The sequence below is a fragment of the Halolamina salina genome, assembly GCF_042678005.1.
Taxonomy (GTDB): Archaea; Halobacteriota; Halobacteria; order Halobacteriales; family Haloferacaceae; genus Halolamina; species Halolamina salina.
In genome coordinates this window covers 1-5,116 of the sequence record NZ_JBHUDH010000049.1, presented here as the reverse complement: position 1 = coordinate 5,116, position 5,116 = coordinate 1, and the positions used below count along the sequence as shown (strand labels likewise).

6 protein-coding genes are annotated in these 5,116 nt (G+C 71.0%); 3 read left to right on the top strand and 3 right to left on the bottom strand.

Annotation, left to right across the window (positions count from 1 at the left end; translation table 11 throughout):
* Positions 1–626, bottom strand: a 626-nt coding sequence (dph5, locus tag ACFR9S_RS05710; protein WP_379818253.1) for a diphthine synthase, incomplete at its 3' end; no start/stop codon positions are given.
* Between the two features lie 98 nt (positions 627–724).
* On the opposite strand from dph5, the gene ACFR9S_RS05705 reads away from it, so the two are divergent.
* Positions 725–1,792, top strand: a complete 1,068-nt coding sequence (locus tag ACFR9S_RS05705; protein WP_379731884.1) for a PrsW family intramembrane metalloprotease — start codon at positions 725–727, stop codon at positions 1,790–1,792.
* A gap of 23 nt (positions 1,793–1,815) precedes the next feature.
* Here the strand turns inward: ACFR9S_RS05705 and ACFR9S_RS05700 are convergent, their stop codons facing one another.
* On the bottom strand, positions 1,816–2,796 hold the full coding sequence (locus tag ACFR9S_RS05700) for an ABC transporter permease subunit (RefSeq protein ID WP_379731883.1): 981 nt from the start codon (positions 2,794–2,796) through the stop codon (positions 1,816–1,818).
* Between the two features lie 133 nt (positions 2,797–2,929).
* Between ACFR9S_RS05700 and ACFR9S_RS05695 the strand changes: the two genes are divergently transcribed.
* Positions 2,930–4,111, top strand: coding sequence for an ABC transporter permease (locus tag ACFR9S_RS05695; RefSeq protein WP_379731882.1), 1,182 nt, complete (start codon positions 2,930–2,932; stop codon positions 4,109–4,111).
* A 48-nt stretch (positions 4,112–4,159) separates the two neighbouring features.
* Complete coding sequence (locus tag ACFR9S_RS05690) at positions 4,160–4,441, top strand: DUF7526 family protein (protein ID WP_379731880.1); 282 nt, start codon at positions 4,160–4,162, stop codon at positions 4,439–4,441.
* Here the strand turns inward: ACFR9S_RS05690 and ACFR9S_RS05685 are convergent.
* A partial coding sequence (locus ACFR9S_RS05685) for a DUF7546 family protein (protein ID WP_379818252.1) occupies positions 4,426–5,116 on the bottom strand: 691 nt, incomplete at its 5' end. The genes ACFR9S_RS05690 and ACFR9S_RS05685 overlap by 16 nt on opposite strands.

The following is a 5,116-nucleotide window of genomic DNA, read 5'->3' as shown; positions in this document are numbered from 1 at the left end:
AGGACCGCGAGCTCGTCGGCCCAGTTCGCCGCGAGCAGTTCGGCGGCGTGGTCGCCGGTCATGAACCGCTCGTCTTCCCCCAGCCCCGCCGCGTCGGCGGTCGGGTCGTCGACCTTGATGTCGAGGTAGACGAGCGTGTGGAGGTCACGCTCGCGGTTTGCCTCGATCGTCTCGATCACGCTGTCGGGCACGTCCCCGCCGCCGTGGGCGCTCGGGAACGGCAGCGTCGTCGCCTTCCCGAAGCGGTAGTTCTGTAGCCCCGTCAGCCCCGCCGCGGCCGACTGGGCGGAGACGCCGTGGATTACCCGCGTCTCGATCCCGCGCTCGTGGGCGCGCAGGCGCAGATCCACGTGCGTGGTCGAGATCATCGTGTCCCCCGCGGTGAGGAAGGCCACATCCTCCTCCTCGGCGGCGTCGAGGATCGGCGCCGGGTCGCGCTCGACCCCCGCGCGGTCCCGGAGTTCGATCTCGGTGTCGTGGTACGCCTCCAGCTCCTTGACGGTCGTGCCGACGAGCCGGCTGGTGTAGAACTCCGCGAACGCGCGGTCGGCGGCGGCCAGCGCCTCCCGGCCCTCGACCGTGATCGAGCGCTCGTCGTAGAGCCCCAGCCCGATGAACGTGAGCATGGTGGGAGTCGGCGGTCCCGGCCCAAATCGGTGTCCATCGGCGCCCGGCACACGACGCGGCGACAAGGACTACGTGGGCGCGGCCCACAGGGGAAGCCATGTCCGAGACGGATCCGGTCGAGACGTCGGCGTCCGAGGATCGCGACCTCTACGACGTGGCGACGTGGGAGCCACGGACCGTCGTCGACCGCGCTGCGGTCGCGGTCCACCGTACGCTCGCGGGCAACGCCCGCCTGCTGCTCGTCCTGTTCGCGGCGCTGGTGTTCCTCGGACAGGTGGGCGGGGTGGTCTGGCTGGCGAGTCAGAACCCCGCGCTGGGGATCGTCGCGCTGCTGTCGGCGGTGCCGGCGTTCGTGCTGGTGGCGTTCGTCTGGCGACAGGACGTGGTCGAGAAGGAACCGTTGGGGACCCTCGCCGCGACGTTCGTGCTCTCGGTGCTGTTCGCGAGCTTCGCGGCGACGGTCAACACCGCCCTCGGCGGGCTGTTCCGCGCGGTCGGCGTCTGGGGGATGGTGCTGTACTTCTTCCTGATCGTCGGGCCGGGTGAGGAGCTCGTGAAGTGGTTCGCGATCCGGCTGTACGCCTTCGAGCGCTCGGAGTTCGACGCCGTCATCGACGGCGCGGTGTACGGCGCCGTCGCCGGGCTGGGCTTCGCGACGATCGAGAACACGCTGTACGTCGTGCAGGGGTTCGTCCGGGCTCAGGAGGCCGGCGCGACACGGGCTATCGGCGCTGCCCTCGGCACCGCCACCTCCCGCGCGCTCGCCGGCCCGGGCCACGTCATCTACTCGGCGTGGGCGGGCTACTACCTCGGGCTCGCGAAGTTCAACCCCGAGAACCGCGGGCCGATCGTCGTCAAGGGGCTGTTGATCGCCGCCCTGATCCACGCGCTGTACAACAGCATCGTCGCGGTCGCGCCGCTGGCCGGGCTCTCGATCCTCGGCTACCTCGCCTTCGTGATCGTCTACGACGGGATCTTCCTCTACCTGCTCTACCGGAAGCTGGCGCGCTACCGCGACAACTACGACACCGCCGTCGGCGAGAAGCCCGAGAGCGACGACGCGACCGTCGACGCGGGCGCCGGCGACGACGGCCCCGTCTGGGACGACGCCGAGGCGGCGGAGTCGACCGACGATGTCGAGTCGGAGCGCGACACCGACCGCTGACGACCGGACGGACCGCGGAGGGGTTAGCTCCCGTCTCCCTCCACGCGCGGGTCGAACACGGAGTAGTAGACCTCCTGAAGGGTGTTCACGCCCGCCACCGCCAGAACCGGGAGCAACACCACGGCGAAGATCAGCCCGGGCGCCCGGCTCCCCGCGGCGTCGATCGTCAGCGTGCCGAACCCCGGCGTCTCGGTGACCCACTCGACGGCGTAGATACCGACGAGGACGACGCCGAGCATCTCCGAGGACAGCAGCGTCAGCAGGCGCGCGGCGGAGTGAGGGAACACGTGCCGGCAGATGCCCAGCAGCCCCACCCCCTTCGCGCGGGCGGTCTTGACGAACGGTTCGTTCGCGTACTGCTCCAGATCCGTGCCGGCGACCCGGAGCTGTATCGCGAAGAGGTACAGCCCCATCGTCGCGCCCGGCCAGATCGCCGCCCGGAGGTTCGCGGGGGAGAACGGTCCCGCCGTGTCGTCGTACCCCATGTCGACGATCTCGCCGGAGGCGTCGATCACGAGCACCGGGAGGTACACCTGCAGCACGTACGCGACCAGGAACACCGGCACCGAGATCGCGGCCGCGCCGAGCAGCTTCGTCTTCGCGCTCGCGTCGCCGCGCTCGACGGCGACCGCCAGCAGTTGGATCAGCGTTCCGAGCACGACCGCGACCGCCACCGCGGGGACGAGGTAGATCAGCGTGACCGTCACCGCCTCGACGACGAGCTCCCGGACGACGACGGTCCGATCGCCGAACCCGATCCGGCCGAGATCGAGCGTGAGGACGCGGACGAGCCAGTCGCCGTACTGGGCGAGCAACGGCTCGGCCCGGGCGGCGAACCGCGGCTCCCGGTAGAGCCCCGAGAACAGCCGCGGCATGTACGCCGGTCGCAGCACGTGCGGATTCTGGACGTACGCGAGCGCGCCGAACACGGCCGTGAACACGAGCCACAGCGTCAGCGCCAGCCGGGCGAGCCGACTCGCGAGCGTCGTGAGGAGGCTACGCATCGTCGCCGGGCGGCCGTCGTCGGTTGGAGGGCGTCACGGTCGGAGGGGGGACGATCCGTCGCATGGACGAGTAGTGCCACGTAGTCACAAACTATTAGGTCTTGCTCACCGCTGTTGGGGCTGTTCCCCCGCCATGAGCGAGCCCTCCCCCCGCGAAGCCGGGCGTTTCGCGACAGTCGACTGGAACGAGTTCGACCCCGAGCAGGCCGCGGTCGCGATGCCGCGCTGGCTCCCGATCAGCGCCGTCGCCCTGCTCGCGGCGTTCTGCTACGACTACGTCGCCGGCCTCCCGGTGGTGATGACCGGCCTCGACTGGCTGCTGGTGTTGGGCCTCTACATGTTCGGTTCGATCGGGCTGGCGGCGCTGCTCGGGGCGCCGGAGCAGGTCGCACACTACTGGAGTCAGTTCCGGACCGATCCCCTCGCCGTCGCGTGTCTGGGCTTTCTGACCGCGTTCGTCGCCGTCGGGCTGTTCGGCCCGTTCCTGGTGAGCGAGCCCAAAGTGCGCATCCTCTACTCCGCCCAGCCGCCGGTGTGGGGGAGCATCGACACCGTGTTCGTCCCCAACTGCTACGGTCCCGTCGTCGACGGCCGCTGCCACGGCTCTTGGCAGTTCCCCCTCGGGACGACCGCCATCGGCGGGAAGGACCTGCTCGTGTTGCTGGTGCTGGGGACGCGGACGAGCCTGAGCGTCGCCCTCGGCGCCGCGGCGCTGATCGTCCCCGCGGGCGTCGGGGTCGGCGTCGCGGCGACCACGATCGGCGGCCGCGTCGAGGCGGCGCTGATGTGGCTGGCCGAGTCGCTCCAGTCGGTCCCCGCGATCCTGCTGTACCTCGTGCTGTTCTACTGGATGGTCGAGGGACGGCTCCGGCTCCTGATCGGCGTGCTCGGGCTGGTGAGCTGGGGCGGATTGGCCCGTCTGGTACGCGACGAACTCAGGGTACAGGAGAACGAGCAGTACGCCCAGGCCGCCCGGATCGGCGGCGTCGACGACCGACGGCTGCTGAGCCGGCATCTGCTGCCGAACGTGATCCCGTCGGTACTCTCGAACGTGACGCTGCAGATCCCGCTGTTCGTGCTGATCGAGGCGACGGTGTCGTTCATCCAGATCCCGGTGATGCAGGGCTCCTCGACGCTGGGCGACCCCAGCAACTTCTCGTGGGGACAGCAGATCTACAACTCCCTGTTCACGGTCGGCCTCCCCACGGCGTGGTGGCTCGCCGGGATACCGCTGCTGCTGCTGTCGCTGACGGTGTTCGCGTTCAACGTCGTCGGCGACGCGATGGTCGACGCGCTGGAGCCGCGGGGCGGGTAGGCGCCGACGGTCCGACACGGCCTTTCCGCTCCGGCCCGTCGATCACCCATGACCGAACGGATCGAGGCCGAAGCCATCCACTCCGTCGCGCCCGAGGAGTTCGGCGAGCACGACCTCGACCCCGAACTCGAGTCGCTGGCGGGGGAGCGCCACGTCGTCGTCTGCCGGCGCGGCGGCCACCCGTCGATCTTCGAGCTCGCGTGGGCGATGCTCCGCCGGAAGCCGATCGAGCCGGTGACGCTGCTCGTCGAGGAACGCGTCCCCGAGGGCGAGACGGTCGACGTGACCGTCGAGGAAACGTCGATCGCCGGCGTCTATCGCGTGGTGTAGCGCCGGAGCGGCCGCGCGGCGAGCAGCCACGCCGCGAGCACGTACGCCGCCGTCCCGAGGAGGTACGTTCCGCCGCTGACGGCCGGCGCCGCGCCGACGCCCAGCCCCGCACCGCTCAGCGCCCCCACGAGGCTCGTGACCAGCGGCAGCGCACAGCCCGCACAGGAGCCGAGCGCGACCAGTCCGCCGACCCCTGCCGAGAGTCCCTCATCGACGACGTTTCGGACCGACAGCGACACCAGATAGCCGAGCGCGAGTACGCCGGCCGCGCGGTAGGGAACGACCGTGAGCGCGACCCCGGCGCCGCTGTAGCGCACGACGGGTCCCCACCCCGGCGGGAGCAACACGAGATCGACGCCCGTCGCCGGCCCCATCGCGGGGGCGACGGCGCCGATCAGCCACGCGAGCGCGAGGACGTAGGCGGCGCCAACGCCGGCCGCGATCCACCAGCCCCGTCGACTCACAGTCGGGCGTTCCGCGTGTCGGACCGCGACCGCGGCGACGGTGAACCAGACGAACGGCACCGCGAGAATCGTCGGCACCGCAAGCCCCGCGTCGGTCGCGAGCAGGTACGCCAGCGCGAGCGCGGACTGGACGCCGAGTGCGAGCACCGCGGTCCGGGCCGGCGCGGGGACCGACCACGAGCGCGCGGTCGCGACGCGGCTCACTCGCGCT

Excerpts from the sequence above, each read along its gene's own strand:
- ACFR9S_RS05705 (WP_379731884.1), top strand. The coding sequence starts at position 725 with ATGTCCGAGACGGATCCGGTCGAGACGTCGGCGTCCGAGGATCGCGAC.
- ACFR9S_RS05700 (WP_379731883.1), bottom strand. The coding sequence starts at position 2,796 with ATGCGTAGCCTCCTCACGACGCTCGCGAGTCGGCTCGCCCGGCTGGCG.
- ACFR9S_RS05695 (WP_379731882.1), top strand. The coding sequence starts at position 2,930 with ATGAGCGAGCCCTCCCCCCGCGAAGCCGGGCGTTTCGCGACAGTCGAC.
- ACFR9S_RS05690 (WP_379731880.1), top strand. The coding sequence starts at position 4,160 with ATGACCGAACGGATCGAGGCCGAAGCCATCCACTCCGTCGCGCCCGAG.